This window comes from Streptomyces sp. NPDC024698 (assembly GCF_055559015.1).
Window position 1 is genome coordinate 715589 of the sequence record NZ_JBVHLK010000001.1, and the last position, 23563, is coordinate 739151.

Genomic DNA, 23563 nt, shown 5'->3' on the forward strand with positions numbered 1-23563 from the left:
GAACCGGCTTCGGGACCGGCTTGTGCGTCGGCGTCTCGACCGGCTTCGGGACCGGCTTGGGTGTCGGGGTCGGTGTGGACACCGGCTCCGACACCGAGGTCTTGGCCGGGGTCGGAACCGGCTCGGGCGTCGGGGTCTCGACCGGCTTGGGAACCGGCTTCGGGACCGGCTTGTGCGTCGGCGTCTCGACCGGCTTCGGGACCGGCTTGGGTGTCGGGGTCGGTGTGGACACCGGCTCCGACACCGGGGTCTTGGCCGGAGTCGGAACCGGTTCAGGCGTCGAGGCCGGTTCGGACGTCGGCGTCGGGACCGCCGGTGTGGGTGTGGGCGTCGGGGTCGAGACCGGCTCGGGTGTCGGGGTCGGTGTCGGAACGGGGGCCGACGGATCGGCGAGATGGGACAGCGCGGCCCGGTAGGCCTCGGCCGCCAGCGGGTTGTCCCGGCACTGCCACACACCGTGCGGGCAGTAGTCCGTGAGCGTGTTGTACAGCGCCTTGTGCTGGTCCATCCACGCGAGCATGTCCTTCATGTACGTCGCGTTGTCGCCGTTGCGGTAGAGGCCCCACTCGGGATAGGAGATCGACTTGCCGTGGGCCTTGGCGAAGTCCACCTGCTCCTGGAGCCCGTACGGCTCCTTCACCTGTTCGTCGAACGAGAGTCCCGACGGCTGGTCGTACGCGTCCATGCCGATGATGTCGACCGTCCCGTCCCCCGGATAGCACTCGGTCCAGGGAATGGCGTCCCGGCCGCGGTTCGGGGCGAAATCGAACCGGAACCTCTGGCCCGGCACCGACCGCATGGTGGTGACGATCCTGTTCCAGTACGTCTTCCAGGCCTCCGGGTCGGGACCGCAGCGATGGGTGTACGTGATGCCGTTCATCTCCCAGCCGAGCACGATGACGGTGTCGGGCACCTTCAGCTCGACGAGCCGCTCGGCGAGCGCGCGGAAATGGTGGTCGAAGGCGCCGGTCTCGGCCTCGCGCAGCAGTTGGCGTACCTGCCCGTCGGAGAAGCCGTCCTCGTTGCGCTCCATCATCGGGACGTTGAGGACGAGCATCCGGTCGGCCTGCCGACGGCGCCAGTCCGCCCAGGCGTCCAGGAATCCGGGAGCGCCCTCGATGTTGCTCCAGCGGTCGCCGGGCAGATACGTGTGTCCGACCCGCAGTTCGGTACCGCCCAGCCACTCGCTGAGCTGCTCGATACGGGCGATGCCCTCGGGACCGTAGTCGAGGTAGGCGCCGAACGCCGGCCGCTCGGGGCGGCCCTGTCCAGCGGGCCGCGCGGGCTTCGTGCCGCCCGCCACGGGCCGCGTGGACGCGGTACCGCCCCCGACGGGCCGCGTGGAAGGGGCGCCGCCCGCGACCGGTCTCGCGGACGGGGCGCCGCCCGCGACCGGTCTCGTGGACGCGGCGGCGGCCGGTGCCGACGCCCCGGTGGGACCCTGCACCGGCACCGCGACCGGTCTCGCACCCGTGGCCCGGGCGCCGGCGGCGGAGGAGTTCGTGGGCGGTTTCGCGGCCGCGGGTGCCGGAGCCGGCAGATCACCCGCGCCCACCGCCCCGGCGCCCACGGCGTGTACCGGACCGGACGTGAGGGCGACCGACGCGACGATGCCGGCCGCGATGAACGCCAGCCTTCCGCTCCGGGGCCGCTGCTGCTGTGGGGCCATGCCTGCTCCTCTCCCTGCTTGGTCCTCGGATTCACCTTCCGATTACTGACACTCAGTCATATGAATTCCGATTCAGCCAACCGGGGTTCCGCCCTTCCGTTCTGATGATCACTCGCAGGGGTGACTCGCCCGGTCACGGAGCCCGCCCGATGCCGAAGGAGAAGCCCGTGCACCGACTCGACGACCGGGTCCCCGCCGTGCTGCTGCGCATCGACCCGAATCCCTTTCACCACGGAACGCTGGGGGCCGTGCGCTCACTCGGCAGGGCCGGTGTGGAGGTGCACCTGGTCGCCGACTCCGAGGGAAGTCCCGTCCGCAGATCGCGCTTTGTCAGCCAGACGCACCCTCCGCCGCCGCCCGGCTCGTCCGTCGCGGACATCGCCGCGGTGTTGCGCCAAGTGGCCGCCCGGGTTTCCCGGCCCGCCGTACTGGTCCCGTTGGATGACGTGAGCGCCCTCGCGGTGAACGCTCCGGGCGGGGAACCCTGCGCCGGGTTCCTGCTGCCGCGTCAGCCCCGCGGTCTCGCCGAACGCGTCGCCGACAAGGCCGAACTGGCCGCCGTATGCGAGCGCGTGGGCGTTCCCCACCCGGTGACCCTGATCCCTCGGAGCCCGGCGCAGGCGGCCGCCGCGGCCTGGCAGCTGGGGCTGCCGCTGGTGGCCAAGTGGAGCCGGCCCTGGCTGATCCCGGCCGGGAGGAACCTGCGCAGCACGGTGCTGGTCCGCTCCGCGCGCGAGGCCGAGGCCCTGTATCTGCGCACCCCGGAGGCGGGCAGCCCGCTGCTGCTCCAGACCTATCTGCCGCCGGGGCCCGACCGCGACTGGTTCTTCCACGGGTACGTCGACGGGGCGGGCGTGACGCACGGCGGCGGCGCGGGCCGCAAGCACGGCGCCTGGCCTCGCGGGGCGGGCCTGACCACGGTGGGCCGCTGGACGCCCAACCCCCGGCTGGAGGACCTCGTCGGGCAGCTCACCCGGTCCCTCGGCTACCGCGGCATCTTCGACCTCGACTTCCGCAGGGACGACACGACGGGCCGCTACCACCTGCTCGACTTCAACCCGCGTCCTGGCGCCCAGTTCCGGCTCTTCGAGGACGCCGAGGGCCTGGACGTCGTACGCGCCCTGCATCTGGACCTGACGAACCGTCCGCTGCCCGCTCCCGCACCCGTGCCGGACCGCGTGTTCGTGGTGGAGAACTACGCGCCGCTCCACGCCCTGCGCCACGGCGGCCCGGAGCGCGAACTGGCCTGGCACGCGCCGGACGACCGCGCGCCGGGACGGGCGCTGTGGGGTCTGTGGGCCCGCCATGTGGCCCTGCGCCTGGCCCAGCGCGCCGGCCGTGTGCTGCGTGTACGGGCCGTCGTACCGAGGACGACCGGGATAACCGCCGACGCTTCTGGGGCTTCCGGTGCTCCCGGGGCTCCCAGTGCCTCCGGGGCTCCCAGTGCTTCCGGGGCTCCGGTGAAGGCGGCGCCCTGGGCTCCGGCGCCCGCGAGTGCGGCTGCGGCTGCGACCGTCATTGCGGCGATCGGAACGGGGACGGGCGGAACGACGGCGAGTGGAGCGGGGACGGGTGGAGCGGGAACGGGCGGAACGGCGGCGGGCGGGGTGGGGAGAGCGGGTGCCGGGGGCGGGGAGAAGGCCCTCGTACGACCGCGCTCCGGGCCAGGCACCGACCGCCCCCGCCCGCGTTCCCGCGCCGGCCGGACGCCCACCCCGGCTTCCGCCCCCGTGTCCGCGCCCGTGTCCGCCCGCCCGACCGCCCCACCGGCGGGCTCCCCGGCCCGCGCCGCCACCGACGACGAGAGAGCGAGCAGTTGCTGATGTACGACCTCCTGGTGGTGGGAGCCGGACCCTACGGCCTGTCCATCGCCTCCCACGCGGCGGCCGCCGGGCTGAACCTGCGCGTCCTCGGCCGCCCGATGGCGTCCTGGCGTGACCACATGCCCCGCGGCATGTTCCTGAAGTCGGAGCCGTGGGCGTCCAGTCTCTCCGACCCCGCGGGCCGCCGGCGCCTGGAGACGTACTGCGCGGGCCGGGGTGTGGCGGCCCGGCACGGCGAGCCGATCCCGGTCGAGATGTTCGCCTCGTACGGCCTGTGGTTCGCCCGCAACGCCGTGCCCGGCGTCGACGAACGCATGGTCGTCCGGGTCCGGGCCCGCCCCGGCTCCTTCGAGGTCCTGACCGGCGACGGGGAGACGCTGCGTGCCCGCACGGTCGCCCTGGCCGTCGGTGTGCTGCCCTTCGTCGAGATGCCGGCGGCGCTGAACGGCCTGGGTCCCGAGCTGGTGTCGCACAGCAGCCACCACAGCGACCTCTCCCGGTTCCGGGGCCGGGACGTCACGGTGATCGGGGGCGGCCAGGCCGCCCTGGAGACGGCCGCCCTGCTCGCCGAACAGGGCACCCGGACCAGGGTCCTGGCCCGCGCCCCCGGGCTGGCCTGGAACGACGTGCCGCCCCCGTGGGAGCGGCCGTGGTGGCGGTCCGCCCGCGCCCCGCACAGCGGTCTGGGCTGCGGCTGGCGCAACTGGTTCTACGCCGAGCACCCCGGCCTCTTCCGCAGGCTCCCGGAACCCACCCGGGTCCGGATCACGGCCGACGCGCTGGGCCCCGCGGGTGCCTGGTGGCTGCGCGACCGCGTCGAAGGGCCGGTCGATCTGATGCCGGGTCACGAGGTCGCGTCGGCCCGCGGCTCGGCCACCGGGGTACGGCTCGAAACGGTGGACCGGGACGGCACACGGGCCCGTCTGGAGACCTGCCATGTCATCGCGGCCACGGGGTTCAGGGCCCGGGGCGAACGGCTCGGCCTGCTGGACGACGAACTGCGCGAGGGACTGGCGGCCCTACCGGACGGTTCTCCCGCGCTCGGGCGGGACTTCGAGTCGTCGGTGCCGGGACTCTTCATGGCGGGCCTGATCACCGCCTCCGCCTTCGGCCCGGCCATGCGCTTCGTGCAAGGGGCGGGCTTCACGGCCGACACCCTGGTGCGCGGCGTGCGGCGGCGGCTGCGTACGGGTCCGGGCCCGGGCGACGGTCGGATCCCCGCGCCCGGAAGAGTCCTCCGGCAGGAATCCGCCCCCGGGCCGGGCACCGGCCGGTGACTCCGCCGACGCACCCGCCCCGGCGTTCCCGACGCCGGGGCGAATGCCCGGACCGCCTCCGGGGGCCGGACGCCTCACGGGTGGACGGACCGACGCCGGGCGCCGACCGCCAGGCGGGTCTACGGACCAGCCCCGGGTACCGACCACCAGCCGGACGGACGAACCGACTGCGAGTGCAGGACACCGGGCGGGAAGCGGCCCGGCTCCGGAGGCCGGACGCCTCACGGGTGGACAGACCGACCGGCCCCGAGTGCCGACCACCGGCCGGGTGGACGGACCAGCTCCGGGTGCCGGGCGCGTGGACGCGGGCGGCACCCGGAGTGGGGTGTCACGGGCGGGAAGCGGCCCGGCTCCGGCGGTACAGCAGGCTGCCGCCGGCCAGCAGGGCGGCACTGATCGCGGCGTTGGCGATCATTCCCTCACTGCCGGTCTCCGCCAGCGTGGGCGGGGTGTGCGCCGTGGGCGGCGCGGGAGGCTGCTCGTGGACCTGCACGGGCGGGGTGTGCACGACGGGCGTGTGCGGTGTGCGCGTCTTCGGCGGCTGCGGAACCGTCCGCGGGGGCGTGTGCGGAGGGGCCACCGGCGGGGTGCAGTGGTGCGGGGTCTTCACGTGGCCGTCGGGCGTGTGGTGGTGGGCGCACCCGTTGCCGAACACGGGGTTCAGCAGACCCACCACGTCCGCGGAGTTGCCGCAGAGCTCGACGGGGATGTCGATCGGGGCTCCGGCCTGGTCGCCCGAGAGAACACCGGGCGAGCCGTGCGTCACGCCGTGGGAGGAGGCGCCGCTCCAGCCGCCGTGGTGGGCGTCCGCGCCGCCGTGCCCCTGGCTCACATGACCCGGGTGACCGTGACGGGAGTCGCCGTACCCGGAGTCGCCGTACCCGGAGGGACCGTGACCCGAGTCGCCGTAGCCGGAGTGGTGGCCCGAGTCGCCGTAGCCACCGTGTTCACCGCCGTAGCCGCTCTCGCCGCCGTGGCCGCGGGCCGGGTGGCCGCCGTGCTCGGAGCCGTAGCCGCCGTCGGGGTGACCGCCGTAACCGGCGTGCCGGCCGCCGGAGTCGCCGCCGTAGCCGCCGTGCTCGGTGCTGTGGCCGCCGGGGTGGCCGCCGGGGCCGCGCGTGTGGTCGATGCCGCCGTGAGCGGCGCCGCGTCCGGGGTGGTGGGCGGAGCCGGTGTCGTGCTGGACGGGGTGGTGCGGCGCCGTGTGCCTGCCCTGCGAAACCGGGCCGTTGGCGCAGGAGTTGCCGAAGGCCGGGTTGAGGGCGGCGATGACGTCGACCGTGTTGCCGCAGACGTTCAGCGGCACGTTCACCGGAACCTGGACGTTGTTGCCCGACGCCACGCCGGGTGAGTCCGAAGCGGTCGCGGTCGAGTGGGAGTCCGCGAAGGCCGGACTGGCGTACAGGGACATGATGCCTGTCGCAGCCGCGGCCAGGACCACTCCCCTACTCAGGTTCTGTCGCACTCTTGTTGTCTTCCTGCTGGGAGAAGTGAGGAAGCCGGCCCTGGGGTCCGCGAGGCGGTCCAAGGCCGGCCGTGGCACAGCCGGAGGCGGCTGAAGTGCCGGAACGTCAGTGGTTGGCGCAGCCGTTGCCGATCGCCGGGTTCAGCAGGGCGAGCACGTTGACCGAGTTGCCGCACACGTTGACGGGGATGTGGATCGGAACCTGGATCACGTTGCCCGAGAGGACACCGGGGGAGTTGGCGGCGACGCCACCGGCACCCGAGTCCGCGAAGGCCGGGGCGGCCATGCCCAGTGCCATGATGGCGCCGACGACGACGGAAGCGCTCTTCTTGAGCTTCACGTGCTTTCCCTTCTCTGCGGTCATGCCCCTTTGTCGGCCGAAACCGAGCGAGCTCACTTGGGCGGCTCGCATCATGACCTGCCAGGCTGTAAACGAGGGACCGACCGCCGAAGAAACTGCGGAACCCGCACCCATCGGGAATTCACTCGAATCGCCCCGTCCGGAATCGGCACGGAAGCTTCACAACAGGAGAAACGCTCCTCCCGAAGAAGAAGCGTTTCACCCCGCGCGGGAATGTCAACACGACGGAACTGGAATTCATATATACGACGGGAAGACGCGCCTGGGCCCGGACCGCCCGCCTGAACCCGACGTGCGGCCCGGGCCCAGGACCGAGGGTCAGCCGCCGACGGCGCCGTTGCCCGAGAGGACCGGGATGTTGTCCACGACGTGCGAGAGCGGCTCGTCGCCCTTGGCCTGGGTGGAGTTCTCGGCGCACTGCTGGTTCTGCGGCGCGGACAGGACCGGAACGTCCTGGGCGCCGACCTGCGCCAGCAGGCCGAGGACGTTCTGGGCGTTGACCTTGGCCGGCAGACCGACGCAGAGCTTGTTCAGGGAACCCTGGGCGAGCGAGAGCTGGGGGCTCATGTCGCCCTTGGTCAGGGCGTTGCCGTACGACTGCTCGGCACCGTTCCCGTTGACCGTGGTGACGCCGTTGTCGTTGCCGATGGCCAGCGCCTGCGGGGCGAGCGCCGCCGAGACACCGACGACGGACGTCGCGATCGCGGCCATGGCCATTGCCTTCTTGAACATTTCTCCGGGTTCCTTTTCTGCGGGTGAAGCGTATTCCTGCCTCCCCTTCAACCGGGGCCGACGGGATTGGTTGCTCACCGTCACCCGAACGGATCGCTGAACCCTCCAGAATTCACCGGACCTATGGCCTGAGCATTTGCCCGCCACGCCGTTCACATGGGCCATTGGGGTGAATCGCAGCAACCATGCGGCCCGGGGCCAGTTGTCCAGATCGCTCCGGTGGACGGGGTTACTCCAGAAGGGATCAGCAAGTGATCAAGAAGGTTATGGCCGCTGCGGCGATCGCCGCTTCCGTCGTCGGAGCCTCGGCTGCGGCCGCGCCCCAGGCGCTGGCCATCGGCAACGACGGGGGTGTCACCACCGCCAACGGGAACGCCGCCTCGCAGATCTACGGCAACCAGGCCACGTACGGCAACATGAGCCCGCAGATGGCCCTGATCCAGGGGTCGCTGAACAAGCCCTGCATCGGCCTGCCGGCCAAGCTCAACGCCCAGAACGTCCTCGGCGCCGCGCAGATCGGCCTCCAGGACGTGCCGATCCTGTCCGCGCCGCAGAACCAACAGTGCACCGAGAACTCCACCCAGGCCAAGGGCGACGAGCCGCTCTCGCACATCCTGGACAACATCCCGGTCCTCTCGGGCAACGGCGCCACCCGCAGCTGATCCCCCCTCGCCGCGCGCGGCGGCCCGCCGGTTCGACCGGCGGGCCGCCGCCGCTGCCACGTCCTCGACGGCGGCGGCGAGCGCCGGCCCGGACGTCTCCCGGGCCATTCGGGGGACACCCCGCAACCACACCTTCCGCAGCACTGTTGATCATGGCGCGACTCCGCTCGGAGTCCGCTCTCCGAAAGGGCAATACGAACATGAAGAAGCTCTGGGCGACCGCAGCCATCGCCGCTTCCCTCGTCGGCGTCGCGGCCGCCGCCGCGCCCCAGGCGCTGGCCATCGGCAACGACGACGGTGTGACCACCGTCAACGGCAACGGAGCCGTCCAGAAGTACGGCAACCAGGCCACGTTCGGCGACATGAGCCCGCAGCTCTCGCTGGTCCAGGGCTCGCTGAACAAGCCCTGCGTCGGCCTGCCGGCCAAGCTCAACCTCCAGAACGTGGCCGGCCTGGCGCAGATCGGCCTCCAGGACGTGCCGATCCTGTCCGCGCCGCAGAACCAGCAGTGCACCGAGAACTCCACCCAGGCCAAGGGCGACGAGCCGCTCTCGCACATCCTGGACAACATCCCGGTCCTCTCGGGCAACGGCGCCACCCGCGGCTGATCTCCTCCGCGTCAAGGAAGGCGGGCCGCTCCTCGGAGCGGCCCGCTTTCGCGTGCCCGGCGGGTGACAGCAGGTCAGCGGGCCACGCAGCCCTCCGCACAGCAGGTCAGCGGGCCACGCAGTCCTCCGCACAGGTGTCCAGTTCGCGGGCCTGTCCGATCGCGGTGGCGAGGGCCGAGACGTCCTTGTCCTCGGTCACGTCCGCCAGGGAGCGGGCCCGCGAGGCGAGTTCGCCCAGCGACGGGATCCCGGGCAGCGGACGCCGGCGGGAGTCGCCGGAGTGCAGGGCGTCGGCGAAGTAGGCGGCCACGGCGGTGACCTGGAAGGAGTTCGGCGAACTCCAGACGCCGTCGCTCAGGTCGCCGGTCTCCAGGCTGCCGGTCTCCTCGTGCGGGGCGCGGGAGTCGGGGTCGAGCCAGCGGACGGTCGCGGTGGCCAGGTGTCCGGAGGCGCCGGGACGGGTGCGGACGGCGTACAGGGCGGTGACCGTGTGGCCGGGGCCCACCTCGCCGCCGTCCACCTTGTCGTCGCGGAAGTCCTGGTCGGCGACCTTGCGGTCGTCGTAGCCGATCAGCCGGAACTGTTCGACCGTCTCGGGGTCGAAGGCGACCTGCGCCTTGGCGTCGCGTGCGGTGAGGTCGATGTTCTGCGGGAGCTGGTCACAGAAGACGGTGAAGGCGTCGTCGCGGCCGGCGACGTACGTCGTGTGGCCGTCGCCCTTGTCGGCGAGGCGTTCCATGAGGGCGTCGCCGTAGTCGCTGCCGACACCGACGCCGAACAGGGTGATGCCGTGCTCGCGACGGGCGGCGGAGATCCGTTCGAGAATGGTGTCCGCGTCCGTGTCGCCGGTGTTGGCGAGGCCGTCGGAGATCAGGACGACGCGGTTGGTGGCCCCCTCGCGCAGCCCGTGGACGGCGGTCGCGTACCCGGTCCGCACGCCCGCTCCGAGGTTGGTCGAGTCGGTCGGCTCCAGGCCGCCGATCGCCCGGTGGACGCGGGCGCGATGGCCGCCGAGCCGGGTCATCGGCAGCACGGTCTCGGCCTCGTCGCTGAAGGTGACCAGGGCGACCGAGTCGTCGTCGCGCAGCCGGTCCGTCATGACGTCGAGGGACTCCCGGGCCAGGTCGAGGCGGCCCGGCTCCGCCATGGAACCCGAGATGTCGATGACGAAGGTGAGGGCGGCGGGCGGGCGTTCGCGCTCGCTGTCGGCGGGCCGGGTGGCCAGTCCGACCCGGACGAGGGACCAGCGTCCGTCGTCCGTGCGGGCGCCGTCGACGGACACCGAGAAGCCGTCACCGTCGGGCCGTCGGTAGTCCTGGCGGAAGCTGTTGACGAATTCCTCGGGGCGGATCGTCGCGGGGTCGGGGACCCGGTTGTTCGCGAGGGTGCGCCGGGCATAGCCGTACGACGCGGTGTCGACGTCGAGGGCGAAGGTGGAGAGGTAGTCGGGCGACGGCCGGACGTCCGGGGCGTCCGACCGCTCGCCCTCGGCATCGCGTCCGGCCGCGCCGCCGGTCGGCTGCGCGGGCGCCGGCAGCGGGAGGTTGTTGCGGCCGCCGGACTTGTCCGGGCCGTCCGTGGAGTTGCCGCCGCCGCCCGCGCCGCATCCGGTGAGCAGCAGCGCGCCCGCGACCGGCAGGGCGAGCAGCGCGGCGGCGGCCCTGCGGTGGGCGGTCGTCCGCGTGCCGCCGTGCGGGCGGCCCGCGCCGGCCGCCTTCCGTAGGTGCTTGATCCCCATCCGTACCCCCTCGGCGTACGGCCCTTGTGTGGGCCGACCTGTGTGACTGTGACGGCCGAGGGGGCCGTGATGTGCGCTCGGATGTGTTGCGGAAGGATTGCGAAGCGGCCACGGTGAGGTGCCGCCGAGACCGGTGGGTGATCTTCCGGAGACCTACGACACGATGTCCTTGCGCCGGAAGCCGCGGAAGGCCAGGGCGAACAGGACGAGCGCGTACGTCACGGAGATCGCGGCGCCCTGGATCATCCCGTCCCACTGCGGTGTCGGCTGGATGGCGTCGGCCCAGGCGAACTGCCAGTGGGCGGGCAGGAAGTCGCGCCAGTGGCCGAGGGCGGTGACGGCGTCCAGGACGTTGCCCACGATGGTCAGGCCGACCGCGCCGCCGACCGCGCCGAGCGGTGCGTCCGTCTTCGTCGACAGCCAGAAAGCGAGCCCCGCGGTGACCAGTTGGGACACGAAGATGTACGCGATCACGGCGAGCAGCCGCTGGGCGGCGGTGCCGGCGGCCAGCGCGCCGCCGGTGGGGATCTCCAGCGGGCCCCAGCCGTAGGCGGCGGTGCCGACGGCCAGCGCGACGACCGGCAGCAGGACCATGGCCGCGAGGCTGAGTCCGAGCGCGACGGTGAGTTTGGACCACAGCAGTCGGGCTCTGGGCACGGGTGCCGCCAGCAGATAGCGCAGGGAGGACCAGCTCGCCTCGGAGGCGACGGTGTCGCCGCAGAACAGCGCGACCGGGATCACCAGGAGGAAGCCCGCCGACACGAACAGGTTCACCGCGGCGAAGTTGGCGCCGGAGGCGGTGGCGGTGTCCATCAGGGTGATCCGGTCGTTGCGTCCGCCGGGCTGCCCGCCGATCGCGAACGCGACGAGCAGGACGAAGGGCAGGGCCGTGAGGACCGCGCCCATCACCAGGGTGCGGCGGCGCTTGAGCTGGCGGACGAGTTCGACGCGCAGCGGCAGGGTGCGGCGCGCCCGGTACCCGTCGGCCGTCCCGGTCCGCTCCAGGAGCGTGCTCATGCGGAGCCTCCGATCAGGGTGAGGAACGCGTCTTCCAGACGGCGGTGGGGTCCCACCGACGTCACCGGCACTTCGAGGCGTACGAGTTCCACGACCAGGCGTTGCGCGCTGCCGCCGGGGTCGAGGCGGACCAGGAGTCCGTCCTCGGTCGCGACGGCCGAGAGCACGCCGGGCAGTGCGTCCACCTTCTCGACGACCGGCGCGTCGAGAGGTGCCCCGGTGCCGACGAGCAGGGTGTCGCCGGAGCCGATGATCTCGGCCACCGGTCCTGCCTGGACGAGCCTGCCGCGGTCCATGACCACGAGGTGGGTGCAGGACTGCTCGACCTCGGCGAGGAGATGGCTGGAGACGATGACCGTGCGGCCGGCCGCGGCGTAGCGGATCATCACCTGGCGCATCTCGCGGATCTGCGGCGGGTCGAGGCCGTTGGTGGGTTCGTCGAGGATGAGCAGGTCCGGGAGGCCGAGCATGGCCTGGGCGATGGCGAGGCGCTGGCGCATGCCCTGGGAGTAGGTGCGCACCGCGCGGGCGAGGGCGTCGCCGAGGCCGGCGATCTCCAGTGCCTCCTCCAGGTGGGCGGCCTCGGGGGGCCGGCCGGTGGCCTGCCAGTACAGCTCCAGGTTCTCCCGGCCGGTCAGGTGCGGGAGGAAGCCCGCGCCCTCGACGAACGCCCCGACGCGGGAGAGGACGGGCGCGCCGGGCCGGATCGCGTGCCCGAAGACATGGATCTCGCCGGCGTCGGGGGTGATGAGGCCCATGAGCATGCGCAGGGTGGTGGTCTTGCCCGCGCCGTTGGGCCCGAGCAGTCCGAGGACCTGGCCCTTCTCCACCCGGAAGGACAGGTCCTGGACCGCGTACCGGTCGGCGGACTTGGCGTAGCGCTTGCTGAGGCCGGTGATCTGGAGGGGGACGTCGGCGCGTTCGGGGTCGGGGGCCGGGGCGCTCGTGCGGCGGCGGCCGGTCACCAGCAGGGCGAGGGCGGCGAGCGCTCCGGCGAGGGGCAGCCACCACACCCAGGAGGGCAGTGGCGTGGCGGCGGTCTTCACGGCGGGGGCCGTGGGCACCTGGAGGCTCCCGCTCCGCAGCGACACGGTGTACGTGGCCGGGGCGGCCGGGGAGGCGTAGCCGAGGTCGGTCGAGGCCAGGACCAGGCGCAGCCGGTGGCCCTTCTGGACCGCGTGGTCGATGGCGGGCAGCGTGAGGGTGACGTCCTTGCCCTTCTTCGCGCCCTCGACGCGGACCGGGGTGACGAGCTGGGAGGGCAGGACCTGCTGGGTGCCGCCGGGGCCGACGTCGTACACCTTCGCGAAGAGGACGGCGTCGTCGGTGCTGGAGCGGACGTGCACGGTGACGGTCGGCGAGCCGGTGATCCGCAGGTCGTCGCGCAGGGGCGCGGACTGGAAGCGGGCGTACTGGCCGGGGAAGTCGAGGGAGACGCCGACACCGAGACTGGAGAGCTGGGAGAGGCCGCCTGAGCCGCCGAGTCCCGGCAGGGCGGAGATGGCGGGCGGGCTGGCGCCCGCCGGGTTCTGGAAGCTCTGCTCGCGGCCGCTCAGCGCGACGGTGCGGCGGCCGCTGTCCAGTCCTGGGTAGGTGTCCGCGCTCGCGCCGCGCAGCAGGACGGCGCCGTCGGTGGAGTCGACGCCTCCGGTGCGGGTGACGCGGAAGGCGGGGCCGGTGGAGGCGTTCTTGTCGTCCTTGAGGTAGTGGTCGAACCACGAGACGACGCGGGAGGTGACGCGGTCGCTCTCCATGTCGCCGCCGTCGTGTCCGCCCGCGATCCAGTCGACGTCGACGGGAGCGCCGTTGGCCTTGATCGCCCTGGCCATCGCGTCGGCCTGGCCGAGCGGGAAGAGGGAGTCGGACTGGCCCTGGGTGATGAGGGTGGGGACCTTGACGCGGTCGCCGACGGCGGAGGGGCTGCGCTCCTCCAGCAGCTTCACCGCCGCCGCGTCCGGCTTCCCGGACTCCGCGACCCGGTTGTACATCGCGCACAGCTCGGGCTCGAAGTGGGCGCAGCCTCCGCCGGAGTTGATGAAGATGCCCGCCCAGAGCTTCTTGAACACGCCGTTCGGGAACAGGGCGTCCGCGAGGTTCCAGTACGTGATCGAGGGGGCGATGGCGTCAACGCGCGGGTCGTTCGCTGCGGCCAGCAGGGAGAGTGCCCCTCCGTACGAGGCGCCCGCGACGCCGACGCGGGGGTCGCCGCTCCCGTCCAGCCGGACCTCGGGGCGCCGGGCGAGCCAGTCGACGAGCCGGGAGACGTCGGCGACCTCGCCCTTGGGGTCGTTCAGCCCGATCCGGCCGGTGGACCTGCCGAAGCCGCGGGCCGACCAGGTCAGGACGGCGTATCCGTCGCGGGCGAGTTTCTCCGCCTCGTCGCGGACGTCGGCCTTGCTGCCGCCGAAGCCGTGCGCGAGCAGGACGGCGGGGCGGCGCCGTGTGGCGGGTCCCGCGGTGAAGTACGAGGTGTCGAGCCGCACTCCGTCCATGGTCATGACGCTGTCGGCGCGGTGCACGGCGGGCGTGTCGTCGGAGGCGACGGCCGTCCAGGTGCCCGCGCCGGCGAGCACGACGAGGGCCGCGGCGCCGGCCGCCCATCTCCCGCGGGCTCGCGCCGTCGTGCGGGCGGGGAGGTGCCCCCGGCGCGGCCCACGCGGCCGGGGCAGTCGAAGATCCATGCCTCAACGGTACGGGCGGGCACCGACAACGGGGGCAGCCGCCGGGCTGAACCGGCACCCCTCCCACGGGAGTACGGCGGGTGCCGCGTGTACCGCGTCCGTGGTACGAAGCGCCCATGGAGCTGCGCCGCGCCGCCACCGTCCGGGAACTGACCGCCGCCGAGTACCTCTTCGACCACCCCGTGCGTCCCGAGTGGGCCCGGCGGTTCCTGGAGGCGCAGGGTCACCATCTGTTCCTGGCCTACGAGGGCGAGGTGCCGGTGGGGTTCGTCAGCGGTGTGGAGACGGTCCACCCGGACAAGGGCGCCGAGATGTTCCTGTACGAACTGGCGGTGGCGGAGGCGTTCCGGCGGCGGGGCATCGGGCGGGCGCTGATCGGCGGACTCGCGGCCCTGGCCCGGGAACGCGGCTGTTACGGGATGTGGGTGGGGGTGGACGCCGGGAACGACGTCGCCCTTGCCACGTACCGCAGCGCGGGTGGCAAGGACGACGGGATGTGCACGGTGGTGACGTGGGACTTCGGCTGACGCTCCGCGGGGAGGCGGGGGGCGCCGGGGTGGCCCGGTCCGGTCAGACCTGCGCGTCCTCCGGGATCGACACCAGCCAGCGGGTGTCGCGGCGCGGGCGCAGGTAGAAGGCCCAGTACAGGGTGGCGACGGCGGTGATGCCGCCGGTCCACAGCAGGTACTGCGTCTCCTGCTGGGTGAGGACGTAGGCGAGGACGACGATCAGCAGGATCGGCATCGCGGGCCACAGCGGCATCCGCCAGGCGGGGGTGTGGCGGTGCTGGCCGCGCCGGGCGAGCAGGGCGGCGACGGCGACGAGCAGGTACATGGCGGTGACGGCCACGCCGGTGACGCCGTACAGGGTGTCGAGGTTGACGAAGCAGAGGGCCGCGCCGGGGACGCCGACCAGCAGGGTGGCGACCCAGGGGGAGCCGAACCGGCCGAGCCTGGACAGGCCGTTGTTGACCGGCTCGGGCCATGCCTTGTCACGGGCCGAGGCGAACAGGACGCGCGAGTTCTGGATGACCATGACGATGCCCGCGTTGATGATCGCGAGGGCGACGCAGAGGCTGACGAAGGTGCCGACGGCCGAGTTGGACCAGGCCGTGACCATGCTGCTGATGTCGCCGCCGGTGAGCTCCTTGAGGTCGGAGGCGCCCATGGTGATGGCGACGACCGGGACGAGGATGACGACCGTGGAGATGGCGAGGGTGGCCAGCACCGTGCGGGCGACGTTGCGCCGCGGGTTCTCCAGTTCCTCGGAGAGGTAGACGGCGGTGGAGAAGCCCTGGGTGGCGAAGAGGGCGATGGCGAGCCCGGAGATGACGAGCATGGCCGTCACGGGGTCGGTGTGCGCGCCGGTCCCGGCGACCTGCATGGAGGTGAGGCTGCCGAGGCCGCGGTGGGCGTGGGTGAAGCCGAGCAGGGCCACGACGCCGGCCGCGATGACCTCCAGGACCAGGAAGATGCCGGTGATCCAGGCGTTGGCGCGCAGGTCGAGCAGGCCCGCGACGGTGGCGAGGAGCATCACGCCCGCGCCGGTCATCGCCGGGTCGAGGTGCACCAGCGGGGCGAGGTAGTCGGCGGTGCCGATGGCGATCACCGGCGGGACGATCATGACCACCAGCAGCGACATCACGAAGACGAGCCAGCCCGCGAGCCGTCCGGCCATCGTGGAGACCATGGCGTACTCGCCGCCGGCGCTGGGGATGAGGGTGCCCAGCTCCGAGTAGCAGAACGCCACGGCGATGCAGAGCAGCGAGCCGATCGCGATCGTGAGGGCGGTCGCGGTGCCGAGTGAACCGAAGAGGTCGGGTATGACCACGAACAGCGTCGAGGCCGGGGTCACGCAGGACAGCGTCAGCAGGGTGCCGCCGACGACGCCGATGGAACGCTTGAGCGTCTTCGGGTTCCCGGTCGCCGTTGGGGCGGCGACCGGGACGGCGGTCTCGACGGGGCGGAGCGTGTCGGTCATGAAGCGTTTCCGATCAACGTGCATCTGAGGTTCGGGCGGGAGCGCTATCGCCTCCGGCGGCTCGCGTCGTACTTCGTTCTCGTCCGCTCCCGCGCTGATGGAACCTTGACGGAAACCGTTGCGTCAATGGCCGTTTACCTACGGAATCCGCAGGTGCGAAGCGATGCACGTCACATAACTTTCCCAGGCGGCAACGCCATCCTGTTGCAATCATCAATACGCGACAGACCGTGACCTTGCTTTCAAAGGGAACCAAGGCACTGCACCTGCACTACCCGTTTCGTCACCGTGTCACGAGAACCGCAGCCGGCGTCCCGAAAGTCACCGGAATTGGTCCGCATTCCGGACGCGGTAAATGCATGGACATGTCAGTCCCTCCCACTAGAGTCCTGGGGCAGGGACGAAGCACGGACAGGGGTGGGGAACATGCGGTACAAGCGGGGCGTGGTCTGGGCGGGGGTGGCCGCGGCGGCGCTGGCCGGGACGGCCGGATGCGGTGCGGAGACGACGAAGCAGGCCGCTCAGGCGGTCAGTCACGCCGACACGATCATGGCGGTGCTGGGGCGGGCCACCGACCGGACGGAGTCCCTGGGCTCCGCCGAGGTCAAGATGACCACCACGATCAACGGCGGCGCCCCCATTGCCATGGAGGGCACCTACTCCTGGGGCCACGGCTACGCGTACGACGTCCACCTGGACACCAGGGCCGCGCAGATGGAGACGCTGACGCACGACCCCTCGATCCACGCGCTCTTCGTGGACGGCGCCTACTACTACGACATCGACCCGCAGCCCTCCGGCCCGCTCAAGGGCAAGGAGTGGATGAAGGTCGACGGGTCGGCCGTCTTCGGCAGGGCGGGCGCCGAGGCGGTGCGCGGGGACTCGGGCGCCGGCAGCCCGGTGTCCGGCATGAAGAGCCTGAAGTACGCGAACGACGTCGAGGACCTCGGCAAGGAGACCGTCGACGGGAAGACCACGACCCACTACCGGGCCGTGATCGACAAGAACCGGCTGGGCAAGGTCAAGGACACCCTCGCGGGCGGGAACGACACGGTCTTCGGCTCGGTGGCCGGCACCGTCGACACGGTCACCATGGACGTCTGGGTCGGCCCCGAGGACCTGCCGGTCCGCTTCAAGGAGGTGCTCGGCACCATGACGGTGACCATGGACTTCGAGAGGTTCGGTGCCACCGCCGATGTGAAGGCCCCGCCCGCCGCACAGACAGGTGATGTCACCGAGCTCCTGAAGAAGGCCGCGGCGCGACAGCGGTAGGCCCGCGCACGACGGTGCCCCGTCCCTCGCGGCGAGGGACGGGGCACCGGTGGGCCCGAGGGCCTCAGTGGTTGCGCGGGAAGCCCAGGTCGACGCCTGTGGGCGCCTCGGACGGGTCCGGCCAGCGGGTGGTGACGACCTTGCCGCGGGTGTAGAAGTGCGTGCCGTCGTTGCCGTAGATGTGGTGGTCCCCGAAGAGGGAGTCCTTCCAGCCGCCGAAGGAGTGGTAGCCCACCGGCACCGGGATCGGCACGTTCACGCCGACCATGCCCGCCTCGATCTCCAGCTGGAAGCGCCGGGCGGCGCCGCCGTCGCGGGTGAAGATCGCGGTGCCGTTGCCGAAGGGGGACGCGTTGATCAGCGCCACGCCCTCGTCGTAGGTGTCCACGCGCAGCACGCACAGCACCGGACCGAAGATCTCGTCCTTGTACGCGTCCGCCGTCACCGGCACCCGGTCGAGGAGCGAGAGGCCGATCCAGTGGCCGTCCTCGTAGCCCTCGACCGTGTAGCCCGTGCCGTCGAGGACGACCTCGCAGCCCTGGTCGGCGGCGCCCTTCACGTACGAGGCCACCTTGTCGCGGTGGACGGCCGTGATGAGCGGGCCCATCTCCGAGGCCGGGTCGTTGCCGGGACCGATCTTGATCTTCTCGGCGCGCTCGCGGATCTTGGCCACCAGCTCGTCGCCGACGGAGCCGACCGCCACGACCGCGGAGATCGCCATGCAGCGCTCGCCGGCCGAGCCGTACGCGGCCGAGACGGCGGCGTCGGCCGCGGCGTCCAGGTCGGCGTCCGGCAGCACCAGCATGTGGTTCTTGGCGCCGCCCAGGGCCTGGACCCGCTTGTGGTTCGCGGCGGCGGTGGTGTGGATGTAGCGGGCGATCGGGGTCGAGCCGACGAAGGACACCGCCTTGACGTCCGGGTGCTCCAGGAGGCGGTCGACGGCCACCTTGTCACCGTGCACGACGTTGAAGACGCCGTCGGGCAGACCGGCCTCGGCCAGCAGCTCGGCCAGCTTCATGGCGGCCGACGGGTCCTTCTCCGACGGCTTGAGGACGAAGGTGTTGCCGCAGGCGATGGCGATCGGGAACATCCACATCGGGACCATGGCCGGGAAGTTGAACGGCGTGATGCCCGCGACGACACCCAGCGACTGGCGGATCGAGGACACGTCGACCCGGGAGGCCACCTCGGTCGACAGCTCGCCCTTCAGCTGCGTCGTGATACCGCAGGCCAGCTCGACGATCTCCAGACCGCGGGCGACCTCACCGAGCGCGTCCGAGTGCACCTTGCCGTGCTCGGCGGTGATCAGCGCGGCGATCTCGTCGCGGTGGGCGTCGAGCAGCGCACGGAACTTGAACAGGATCGTGGTGCGCCTGGCCAGCGACGAGGTCCCCCAGGTGGCGTACGCGTCCTTCGCGGCGGCGACCGCGGCGTCGACCTCCTCGACACTCGCGAACGCGACCCTCGTGGTCACGGCGCCGGTCGCCGGGTCGGTGACCGGCCCGTACGCACCCGAGGCACCTTCGACGGACTTGCCACCGATCCAGTGGTCGACGGTCTTCGTCATGGCCAATTACTCCTTCACAGATGGCGGCGTCGGGCGGCGACGTGCCGGTCGTACTGCTCACGGGCCCTGACCGCCGACTCTCGGGTCGCGGTCTCGGCCACAGGTACATCCCACCAGGCCTGGGCCGGGGGCGCGCCCGACACTGTGTCTGCCGTTTCGGTCTCCACGTAGACACAAGTGGGAGTGTCCGCCTCACGCGCCTCGGCCAGGGCCGCCCGCAGTTCACGCACGGTCCCCGCGCGCAGGACACGCATGCCCAGACTGGCCGCGTTGGCCGCCAGATCCACCGGCAGCGGCACTCCCGTGTACGTACGGTCCGCGGCCAGACGGCGGTACGCCGTGCCGTAGCGCTCGCCGCCCACGGACTCCGAGAGCCCGCCGATGGACGCGTACCCGTGGTTCTGGAGGAGGACCACCTTGATCGCGACGCCCTCCTGGACGGCGGTGACGATCTCGGTGGGCATCATCAGATACGTGCCGTCGCCGACCAGCGCCCACACCGGCCGGCCGGGCGCCGCCATCCGCACACCGATCGCCGCCGGGATCTCGTAGCCCATGCAGGAGTAGCCGTACTCGACGTGGTACTGGTCCCGCGACCGCGCCCGCCACAGTTTGTGCAGGTCGCCGGGGAGCGAGCCGGCCGCGTTGATCAGGATGTCGTCCTCGGTGACCAGCTCGTCCAGGGCGCCGAGGACCTGCGGCTGGGTGGGCGGAGCGTCGATGTCCTCCGCCTCGTAGGCCGCGTCGACCCGGTGCTCCCAGCGCTCCTTGTCCTCCGTGTACCCCGTGACGTACGCGGGCTCCGCTCGGTGCCGGCCGGTGAGCAGAGCCTCGGTGAGCGCGCTCAGAGCGGTGCGCGCGTCGGCGATCAGCGGCATGCCGGCGAGCTTGTGGCCGTCGTGCGGAGCGATGCTGAGGTTGAGGAAGCGGACGCCCGGGGCCGCGAACAGCGTGCCCGAGGCGGTGGTGAAGTCGGTGTAGCGGGTGCCGACGCCGATCACCAGGTCGGCGGTGCGGGCGAGTCCGTCGGCGGTCGCCGTGCCGGTGTGGCCGATGCCGCCGACGTCCTGCGGGTGGTCCCAGCGCAGCGAGCCCTTGCCGGCCTGGGTGCAGGCGACGGGGATACGGGTGGCCGAGGCGAAGTCGGCGAGTGCCTCCTCGGCACGGCTGTGGTGCACACCGCCGCCCGCGACGACCAGCGGACGCCTGGCCCCGCGGACCGCCTCGACGGCGCGGGCCAGCTCGCCGGGGTCGGGCGCCGGGCGCCGTACGTGCCAGGTCCGTTCGGCGAAGAACTCCTCGGGCCAGTCGTACGCCTCCGCCTGGACGTCCTGAGGCAGCGCGAGCGTGACGGCGCCGGTCTCGACCGGGTCGGTGAGCACGCGCATCGCCTGGAGGGCCGCCGGGATCAGGGCCTCCGGGCGGGTGACGCGGTCGAAGTACCGCGACACCGGGCGCAGACAGTCGTTGACCGACACGTCCCCGGCGAAGGGGACCTCCAGCTGCTGGAGCACCGGGTCGGCGGGGCGGGCCGCGAAGACGTCGCCGGGCAGGAGCAGCACCGGCAGATGGTTGACGGTGGCGAGGGCGGCGCCGGTGACGAGGTTGGTGGCACCGGGCCCGATGGAGGTGGTCACGGCGTGGGCGGAGAGCCGGCCGCACTGGCGCGCGTAGCCGACGGCCGCATGCACCATGGCCTGTTCGTTGCGCCCCTGGTGGAACGGCATCGCCGGGGCCTCGGAGGGGGTGCCCCCACCGGGCACGGTGGCATGTTCGAGGAGCGCCTGGCCGATGCCCGCGACGTTCCCGTGGCCGAAGATGCCCCACATGGCGCCGATCAGCCGGCGCCGGGCGCCGTCCCGTTCGGTGTACTGCGCGGCCAGGAACCGCACCAGCGCCTGCGCGACGGTCAGCCTCGTCGTCGAGGTCATCGGTATCCCCCCGTGCCGTTCGCGTGGTCCGGGTGGAAGCGGATCCGCCACTCCCGGTCCCCCGGCCCGGCCATCACGTTCAGGTAGTACATGGCGTGTCCGGGCTGGGCGATGGACGGACCGTGCCAGCCGTCGGGGACGAGGACGGCATCTCCGGTGCGGACCTCGGCGAGGACGTCCGCTCCGCCCTCGCGGGAGGGGAAGACGCGCTGGTAGCCGAACCCGTCCGGCCCCTCGATCTCGAAGTAGTAGATCTCCTCCAGCCGGGACTCGACGCCGGGCAGGTGTTCGTCGTGCTTGTGCGGCGGATACGAGGACCAGTTGCCGCCGGGGGTGAGGACCTCCACGGCGATGAGCCGGTCGCACGCGAAGACGTCGGCGGCGGCGAAATTGCGCACCTCGCGGGCGCAGTCGCCGCTGCCGCGGGCCTCGACGGGAACCTCCGGCGCGGGGCCGTAGCGGGCGGGGAGTCGGCGCTCGCACTTCGCTCCTGCCAGGGCGAAGCGGCCTCCCGCGCCGGAGGCGATCTGGGCCCGGGCCTCACGGGGAACGTACGCGAAGTCGGAGACTCCGTCGAACACGCTCCGCCTGCCCAGGAGTTGGAACTCCTCCTCTTCCGTTCCGTCCTTGGTGCGCACCGTGCAGCCGCCTCCGAGCGGGAGCACGATCCATTCGCTGTCCCCGGTGGTGAACGTGTGGGTGCCGCCGGGGGCCAGCTCCACGACGCGCAGGCTGCTGTGGGTCCAGCCGGCCCGTTCGGGGTCGATGTCGAGGGCGTAGTGGGCGTCGGAGGCGCTGCCTCTGGGCACGTACAGCCCGCTGTCCGGACGTCTCATGCGGCCCTCACAGAAGTCCTACGGCGGTGTCCACGGCCGCGGCGACATCGCCGTCCGCGGGGTACAGCAGCGAACGGCCCACCACCAGGCCCTGCACGGTGGGGAGTTGGAGCGCCCCGCGCCACTTCTCGTACGCACCCTCCTGATCCTCGCCGACGTCGCCGCCGAGCAGGACGGCGGGCAGCGTGGAGGTCTCCATGACCCGGGCCATGTCGTCGGGGTTCTCGGTGACGGGGACCTTCAGCCAGGTGTACGCCGAACTGCCGCCCAGGCCGCCGGCGATGGCGATGGACTTGGTGACGGCCTCGGCGCTCAGATCGTTGCGCAGGGTGCCGTCCGCCCGGCGACGGCAGAGGAACGGTTCGACGAAGACCGGGAGTCGGCGTTCGGCCATGTCGTCGATCACGCGGGCGGTGGACTCCAGGGTGCGCAGCGATCCGGGGTCGTCGTAGTCGATGCGCAGCAGCAGTTTCCCGGCGTCGAACCCGAGCCGTTCGATGTCCTCGGGGCGGTGGCCGGTGAACCGGTCGTCCAGTTCGAAGGCGGAGCCCGCGAGCCCGCCGCGGTTCATGGACCCGATGACCACCTTGCCGTCGAGGACGCCGAGCAGCAGCAGGTCGTCGAGTATGTCGGCGGTGGCGAGCACGCCGTCGACGCCGGGGCGGGAGAGCGCGACGCACAGGCGCTCCAGCAGCCCGGCGCGGTCCGCCATGGCCAGGCTCCGGTCACCGACGGCGAGCATGCCGCGGGCCGGGTGGTCCGCCGCGACGATCATCAGCCGGCCGGGGCCGTCGAGCAGCGGCCGCCGCACCCGCCGGGCGGCGGCCTCGGCGATCGCCTCCGGGTGCCGGGCCCGGGTCCGCACGAGGGCGGAGACGTCGACACTGCGGAGGGTGCGCGCGTCGCCGCCCTGCTCGGGGCGGGCGCCGCCGACATGCCCCGCCCTCATGGCACCGCCCCGGCGGCGAGGGCCTGTTCGATCTCGTGCGCGGTGGGCATCGCGGAGGAGCACTCCAGCCGGGAGGCGACGATGGCGCCGGCCGCGTTCGCGTGGCGCGTGATCTTCTCCAGGTCCCAGCCGGCGAGCAGTCCGTGGCAGAGGGAGCCGCCGAACGCGTCGCCCGCGCCGAGGCCGTTGAGGACGTCGACCGGCAGGGGCGGGACCTCGGCGGTCGTGCCGTCGCGGTGGACGGCGAGGACACCCTTGGGGCCCTGTTTCACCACGGCGAGCTCGGCACCGGCCGCGAGGAGGGCCGCGGCGGCGGTGTGCGGCTCGCGCTCCCCGGTGGCGATCTCGACCTCGTCGATGTTGCCGACGGCGACGGTGGCGTGGCGCAGGGCCTCGGCGTAGAAGGGGCGCGCGGAGGCCGGGTCCTCCCAGAACATGGGACGCCAGTCGAGGTCGAAGACCGTCGTGCCGGAACGGGCGCGGTGGGCCAGCGCGGTCAGGGTGGCCGTCCGGCTGGGTTCCGCGCTGAGTCCCGTGCCGGTCATCCAGAAGACGCCGGCCTCGCGCAGGGCGTCGAGGTCGAGTTCACCGGCGCCGATCTCCAGGTCGGGGGCCTTGGGCTGCCGGTAGAAGTACAGCGGGAAGTCGTCCGGCGGGAAGATCTCGCAGAAGGTGACCGGGGTCGGCAGTCCCGGGACCGCGGTGACCCAGCGATCGTCGACGCCGAACGCGCGCAGCGCCTCGTGCAGATAGGTCCCGAAGGGGTCGGCGCCCGTTCGGGTGACGACCGCCGTACGCCGTCCGAGCCGCGCGGCCGCCACCGCGACATTGGTCGCCGAGCCGCCGAGGAACTTGCCGAAGGAGGTCACCCGGGACAGCGGGACGCCCGTCTGCAACGGGTAGAGGTCCACGCCGATCCGCCCCATGGTGATCAGCTCGTACGCCATCGCGTTCCCTTCCGCGGTCCCTGCGGCTGCCCCCAGGTCTAGTGCCGC

General features: G+C 72.4%; 19 protein-coding genes. 6 read left to right on the top strand and 13 right to left on the bottom strand.

Features of this window, described 5'->3' with window-relative positions:
• Positions 1-1669: glycoside hydrolase family 26 protein (locus ACZ4AA_RS03095; RefSeq protein ID WP_467594275.1), on the bottom strand; the 1669-nt coding region annotated here is incomplete at its 3' end.
• A 167-nt stretch (positions 1670-1836) separates the two neighbouring features.
• On the opposite strand from ACZ4AA_RS03095, the gene ACZ4AA_RS03100 reads away from it, so the two are divergent.
• Both ACZ4AA_RS03100 and ACZ4AA_RS03105 read left to right on the top strand, forming a co-directional pair.
• A complete protein-coding gene (locus ACZ4AA_RS03100; RefSeq protein ID WP_467594279.1) occupies positions 1837-3492 on the top strand; it encodes a carboxylate--amine ligase in 1656 nt (551 codons plus the stop codon).
• Positions 3492-4769, top strand: a complete 1278-nt coding sequence (locus tag ACZ4AA_RS03105) for an NAD(P)-binding domain-containing protein (RefSeq protein WP_467594282.1) — start codon at positions 3492-3494, stop codon at positions 4767-4769. Before ACZ4AA_RS03100 ends, ACZ4AA_RS03105 begins: the two co-directional genes overlap by 1 nt.
• A gap of 328 nt (positions 4770-5097) precedes the next feature.
• On the opposite strand, the gene ACZ4AA_RS03110 is transcribed toward ACZ4AA_RS03105, so the two are convergent.
• The 3 genes from ACZ4AA_RS03110 to ACZ4AA_RS03120 all read right to left on the bottom strand — a co-directional run bounded on the left by ACZ4AA_RS03110 (position 5098) and on the right by ACZ4AA_RS03120 (position 7327).
• A complete protein-coding gene (locus ACZ4AA_RS03110; protein WP_467594285.1) occupies positions 5098-6234 on the bottom strand; it encodes a chaplin in 1137 nt (378 codons plus the stop codon).
• Between the two features lie 106 nt (positions 6235-6340).
• Positions 6341-6598 carry a chaplin gene (locus ACZ4AA_RS03115; RefSeq protein ID WP_467594289.1) on the bottom strand — a complete coding sequence of 86 codons (258 nt, stop codon included), beginning with the start codon at positions 6596-6598 and terminating at the stop codon, positions 6341-6343.
• A 315-nt stretch (positions 6599-6913) separates the two neighbouring features.
• The gene (locus ACZ4AA_RS03120) at positions 6914-7327 is read right to left on the bottom strand and encodes a rodlin (protein WP_467594292.1); all 414 of its coding nucleotides are present in this window, start codon (positions 7325-7327) and stop codon (positions 6914-6916) included.
• A gap of 251 nt (positions 7328-7578) precedes the next feature.
• On the opposite strand from ACZ4AA_RS03120, the gene ACZ4AA_RS03125 reads away from it, so the two are divergent.
• Entirely contained in the window at positions 7579-7989 is a 411-nt protein-coding gene (locus ACZ4AA_RS03125; RefSeq protein WP_467594295.1) for a rodlin, read from the top strand.
• Between the two features lie 200 nt (positions 7990-8189).
• A complete protein-coding gene (locus ACZ4AA_RS03130) occupies positions 8190-8597 on the top strand; it encodes a rodlin (protein ID WP_467594298.1) in 408 nt (135 codons plus the stop codon).
• Positions 8598-8703: 106 nt separating this feature from the next.
• On the opposite strand, the gene ACZ4AA_RS03135 is transcribed toward ACZ4AA_RS03130, so the two are convergent.
• The 3 genes from ACZ4AA_RS03135 to ACZ4AA_RS03145 all read right to left on the bottom strand — a co-directional run bounded on the left by ACZ4AA_RS03135 (position 8704) and on the right by ACZ4AA_RS03145 (position 14033).
• Positions 8704-10335 (bottom strand): vWA domain-containing protein, encoded by a 1632-nt coding sequence (locus tag ACZ4AA_RS03135; RefSeq protein ID WP_467594301.1) that lies wholly within the window; start codon positions 10333-10335, stop codon positions 8704-8706.
• A 153-nt stretch (positions 10336-10488) separates the two neighbouring features.
• On the bottom strand, positions 10489-11352 hold the full coding sequence (locus ACZ4AA_RS03140; protein WP_467594304.1) for an ABC transporter permease: 864 nt from the start codon (positions 11350-11352) through the stop codon (positions 10489-10491).
• Entirely contained in the window at positions 11349-14033 is a 2685-nt protein-coding gene (locus ACZ4AA_RS03145) for an alpha/beta fold hydrolase (RefSeq protein ID WP_467594307.1), read from the bottom strand. The genes ACZ4AA_RS03140 and ACZ4AA_RS03145 overlap by 4 nt, the downstream gene beginning before the upstream one ends.
• Before the next feature lie 116 nt (positions 14034-14149).
• Between ACZ4AA_RS03145 and ACZ4AA_RS03150 the strand changes: the two genes are divergently transcribed.
• Positions 14150-14560: a GNAT family N-acetyltransferase gene (locus ACZ4AA_RS03150; protein WP_467594310.1), complete on the top strand. Its 411-nt coding sequence runs from the start codon at positions 14150-14152 to the stop codon at positions 14558-14560.
• A 43-nt stretch (positions 14561-14603) separates the two neighbouring features.
• On the opposite strand, the gene ACZ4AA_RS03155 is transcribed toward ACZ4AA_RS03150, so the two are convergent.
• Positions 14604-16013, bottom strand: a complete 1410-nt coding sequence (locus tag ACZ4AA_RS03155) for an APC family permease (RefSeq protein ID WP_467594313.1) — start codon at positions 16011-16013, stop codon at positions 14604-14606.
• Positions 16014-16439: 426 nt separating this feature from the next.
• Here ACZ4AA_RS03155 and ACZ4AA_RS03160 point away from each other — a divergent pair, with 426 nt between their 5' ends.
• Positions 16440-17285, top strand: a complete 846-nt coding sequence (locus ACZ4AA_RS03160) for an SCO4651 family lipoprotein (protein ID WP_467594317.1) — start codon at positions 16440-16442, stop codon at positions 17283-17285.
• A 64-nt stretch (positions 17286-17349) separates the two neighbouring features.
• Here the strand turns inward: ACZ4AA_RS03160 and mmsA are convergent, their stop codons facing one another.
• The 5 genes from mmsA to iolC are packed head-to-tail and all read right to left on the bottom strand — an operon-like array spanning position 17350 to position 23515.
• Positions 17350-18852, bottom strand: coding sequence for a CoA-acylating methylmalonate-semialdehyde dehydrogenase (gene mmsA / locus ACZ4AA_RS03165; protein ID WP_467594320.1), 1503 nt, complete (start codon positions 18850-18852; stop codon positions 17350-17352).
• Positions 18853-18866: 14 nt separating this feature from the next.
• Positions 18867-20783: a 3D-(3,5/4)-trihydroxycyclohexane-1,2-dione acylhydrolase (decyclizing) gene (gene iolD / locus ACZ4AA_RS03170; RefSeq protein ID WP_467594324.1), complete on the bottom strand. Its 1917-nt coding sequence runs from the start codon at positions 20781-20783 to the stop codon at positions 18867-18869.
• Complete coding sequence (gene iolB, locus ACZ4AA_RS03175) at positions 20780-21619, bottom strand: 5-deoxy-glucuronate isomerase (protein ID WP_467594327.1); 840 nt, start codon at positions 21617-21619, stop codon at positions 20780-20782. The genes iolD and iolB overlap by 4 nt, the downstream gene beginning before the upstream one ends.
• A gap of 7 nt (positions 21620-21626) precedes the next feature.
• The gene (locus ACZ4AA_RS03180; protein WP_467594330.1) at positions 21627-22568 is read right to left on the bottom strand and encodes a Cgl0159 family (beta/alpha)8-fold protein; all 942 of its coding nucleotides are present in this window, start codon (positions 22566-22568) and stop codon (positions 21627-21629) included.
• The gene (gene iolC / locus ACZ4AA_RS03185) at positions 22565-23515 is read right to left on the bottom strand and encodes a 5-dehydro-2-deoxygluconokinase (RefSeq protein WP_467594333.1); all 951 of its coding nucleotides are present in this window, start codon (positions 23513-23515) and stop codon (positions 22565-22567) included. Before iolC ends, ACZ4AA_RS03180 begins: the two co-directional genes overlap by 4 nt.
• Between the last annotated feature and the right edge of the window lie 48 nt (positions 23516-23563).

Coding starts and splice junctions, on each gene's coding strand:
- ACZ4AA_RS03105 (WP_467594282.1), top strand. CDS start 3,492: ATGTACGACCTCCTGGTGGTGGGAGCCGGACCCTACGGCCTGTCCATC.
- ACZ4AA_RS03115 (WP_467594289.1), bottom strand. CDS start 6,598: ATGACCGCAGAGAAGGGAAAGCACGTGAAGCTCAAGAAGAGCGCTTCC.
- ACZ4AA_RS03120 (WP_467594292.1), bottom strand. CDS start 7,327: ATGTTCAAGAAGGCAATGGCCATGGCCGCGATCGCGACGTCCGTCGTC.
- ACZ4AA_RS03130 (WP_467594298.1), top strand. CDS start 8,190: ATGAAGAAGCTCTGGGCGACCGCAGCCATCGCCGCTTCCCTCGTCGGC.
- ACZ4AA_RS03135 (WP_467594301.1), bottom strand. CDS start 10,335: ATGGGGATCAAGCACCTACGGAAGGCGGCCGGCGCGGGCCGCCCGCAC.
- ACZ4AA_RS03140 (WP_467594304.1), bottom strand. CDS start 11,352: ATGAGCACGCTCCTGGAGCGGACCGGGACGGCCGACGGGTACCGGGCG.
- ACZ4AA_RS03145 (WP_467594307.1), bottom strand. CDS start 14,033: ATGGATCTTCGACTGCCCCGGCCGCGTGGGCCGCGCCGGGGGCACCTC.
- ACZ4AA_RS03150 (WP_467594310.1), top strand. CDS start 14,150: ATGGAGCTGCGCCGCGCCGCCACCGTCCGGGAACTGACCGCCGCCGAG.
- ACZ4AA_RS03155 (WP_467594313.1), bottom strand. CDS start 16,013: ATGACCGACACGCTCCGCCCCGTCGAGACCGCCGTCCCGGTCGCCGCC.
- ACZ4AA_RS03160 (WP_467594317.1), top strand. CDS start 16,440: ATGCGGTACAAGCGGGGCGTGGTCTGGGCGGGGGTGGCCGCGGCGGCG.
- mmsA (WP_467594320.1), bottom strand. CDS start 18,852: ATGACGAAGACCGTCGACCACTGGATCGGTGGCAAGTCCGTCGAAGGT.
- iolD (WP_467594324.1), bottom strand. CDS start 20,783: ATGACCTCGACGACGAGGCTGACCGTCGCGCAGGCGCTGGTGCGGTTC.
- iolB (WP_467594327.1), bottom strand. CDS start 21,619: ATGAGACGTCCGGACAGCGGGCTGTACGTGCCCAGAGGCAGCGCCTCC.
- ACZ4AA_RS03180 (WP_467594330.1), bottom strand. CDS start 22,568: ATGAGGGCGGGGCATGTCGGCGGCGCCCGCCCCGAGCAGGGCGGCGAC.
- iolC (WP_467594333.1), bottom strand. CDS start 23,515: ATGGCGTACGAGCTGATCACCATGGGGCGGATCGGCGTGGACCTCTAC.